The organism is Variovorax sp. 01T432, from assembly GCF_056398605.1.
This window is the reverse complement of the sequence record NZ_JBFTPS010000120.1, coordinates 1-2,336: the sequence shown is the minus strand read 5'-3', so window position 1 is coordinate 2,336 and position 2,336 is coordinate 1. Positions and strand designations below refer to the sequence as shown.

Below are 2,336 nucleotides of genomic sequence, written 5' to 3'. Positions count from 1 at the left end.
CCTTGCTTGATGAGGTTCTGAAGAATGAGCGGTCCTCCCATGTCAATCAGAGCGCCGCCTTCGTTGATTTTGCCGAGCGACACAGGGGCGAAGCCGAGCTCGCCGACCAGTTTGGCAATCGAGGCCTCGGCGCCTTGGTCATTGCTCGATACGAACATGACGCGACGGCCACCGCTTTCGGCAGGGTCCTTCGCAAGCAGCTTCGCTGGCAGCTGGTTGAGAGTCTTGACCAGCTTCGCACCRGGAAAGGCAGACGCCACTATGTCGGTAGAGGCTTGCCCCTTCAGTTCCTCCGGCGAGACGCCGTAGGTGTTCATCGCGTCGACCACGACCTTGCCGGACCAGTTCGTCAGACCACCTGCGACGGCGGTGTGCGCACGGAACGGGACCGCCAGGATGACCACGTCGGCTTCGAGTGCTTCTTGCAGGGTCACCGGAACGACCTTGCTGCCGAGTTCCTCGGCCATCGCCGCGATGGATTCGGGACCACGCGTGTTGGCGATGTTGACGGCGATGCCACTGCGTGCGAACTGCTTGGCCAGGGAGGCGCCGACATTGCCGGAGCCGATGATGGAGTAGGTCATGAGAAATGCTTGAATGAGGTGAGCTTTTCGGAGGGAGATTGGGTGRCTTAGACCGTGATGCCGGCGATGTTTTCGAGTGCTCGTGCCACGGCGGCCTCTTTGGCCTCGTCACTGAAGGCGAGGCCTTCCGCGCGCACCACAGTCACGTCGGTCACCCCCAGGAACGCCAACAGGCCGAGGAGGTAGCTTTCCTGGTGCTCGAATGCGGCGCCCGGGGTCCCGACCGAATACACACCGCCGCGCGACGATGCAATGAAGGCCTTCTTGTTCTTCAGCAGGCCCTCGGGGCCGGTGGCYGTGTAGCGGAAGGTCTTGCCTGCCACGGCGATACGGTCAATCCAAGCCTTCAGCGGCGTGGGAATCGACAGGTTGTACATCGGCGCACCGATGACCAGGACGTCCGATGCGAAGAGCTCGTCCATGTAGGCGTTGCCTTTCAGCAAGTCGGCGGTGATGGTTGCGTCGTCTGTGGCTGCGCCCTGGAAGGCGGCCATGTGAGCGCCCGACAGGTGCAACGCCGGGTCGGCGGACAGGTCGCGAGAGACTATGCGGATGCCTGGGTGCAATGCTCGTTGTCGCGCAACGAGTTCAGCGGAGAGCTGGCGACTGACGGATGCCGTGCCGAGTACGCTGGAATCGAGATGAAGGAGTTGCATGGGGTGCCTCTGGGCGGTGAAGGGTTGAACTGSGTGGCTACTTTCGAACTCACCCTCGCTGCGACGAAAACCGACTGGTTGTCGTCGGTTGTCTTGGGTTGAGATGAATCGATGGACCTGACTGTGCCCGGCATCTCCCATCCTGAATAGACGGTATATTGAGATGCGAACCATCTGYTTTTGGGATGGAAGGAGCCTTCGATGCTTGACGGTGTTTCCCTGGACCAGCTCAGGACCTTCATCACGGCYGCGGAAGAGGGGAGTTTTTCCGCGGCGGCCAGGAAGCTCAACCGCGTTCAATCCGCTGTGAGCGGGTGGGTCGGCGGGCTGGAAGAGCAAATAGGAGTCGTACTCTTTGACCGTTCCGGCCGATTTCCGAAGCTCACYGCGGAGGGCGTGCTGCTGCTGGCAGACGCTCGCAATATCGTTTCCGGGGTGGACACGCTCAAGGCCCGTGCCAAACTCATGGCGTCAGGGCTCGAGGCGGAACTTTCGGTGGTGGTCGATGTGTTCTTCCCGACTGCACTCGTCACCGCAGCCGCCAAGGCATTCGCAAGCCAGTTTCCGTTGACGCCACTACGCCTCTTCGTGGAGGGACTGGGCGCGGGGTATCAGCCGGTGCTGGATGAGCGTTGCAGTCTTGGAATTCTGGCGGCGCTGCCGGTCGCATTTCCATCGCTTGTGAACGASCGCATCGGTGAAGTGGTGCTGGTCACAGTGGCCGCATCGAGCCATCCTCTGGCGGAGGYGGGACATCGAATTCCCAAGCGAACTTTGGCCAGACACGTGCAACTCGTGCTGACGGACCGGTCGAAATTGATGGAGGGCCAAGACTATGGGGTCATGTCTTCCGCGACTTGGCGTCTCGCGGACCTCTCGACCAAACACGCATTCCTCAAGGACGGTGTCGGGTGGGGAAGCATGCCCCTTCACATGGTCGAGAACGACATCGCCACCGGCAGGTTGGTTGTTCTGGATGTCGAGGGCATGCCGCCGAGCGGCTTCATGTTGACGATATCGGCAGTCCACCAAGCTTCAACGTCCCCTGGGCCCGCTGGCAGATGGTTCATCGACCACTTGAAAGGCAGCACAGCCA

At 61.2% G+C, this 2,336-nt stretch carries 3 protein-coding genes; 1 reads left to right on the top strand and 2 read right to left on the bottom strand.

Annotation, left to right across the window (positions count from 1 at the left end; genetic code table 11):
• Both AC1DNF_RS35470 and AC1DNF_RS35465 read right to left on the bottom strand, forming a co-directional pair.
• The coding region (locus AC1DNF_RS35470; protein WP_478153591.1) for an NADPH-dependent F420 reductase at positions 1–584 on the bottom strand (584 nt) is incomplete at its 3' end.
• 47 nt (positions 585–631) lie between these two features.
• On the bottom strand, positions 632–1,240 hold the full coding sequence (locus tag AC1DNF_RS35465) for an FMN-dependent NADH-azoreductase (RefSeq protein ID WP_478153589.1): 609 nt from the start codon (positions 1,238–1,240) through the stop codon (positions 632–634).
• A gap of 201 nt (positions 1,241–1,441) precedes the next feature.
• On the opposite strand from AC1DNF_RS35465, the gene AC1DNF_RS35460 reads away from it, so the two are divergent.
• A partial coding sequence (locus AC1DNF_RS35460) for a LysR family transcriptional regulator (RefSeq protein WP_478153587.1) occupies positions 1,442–2,336 on the top strand: 895 nt, incomplete at its 3' end.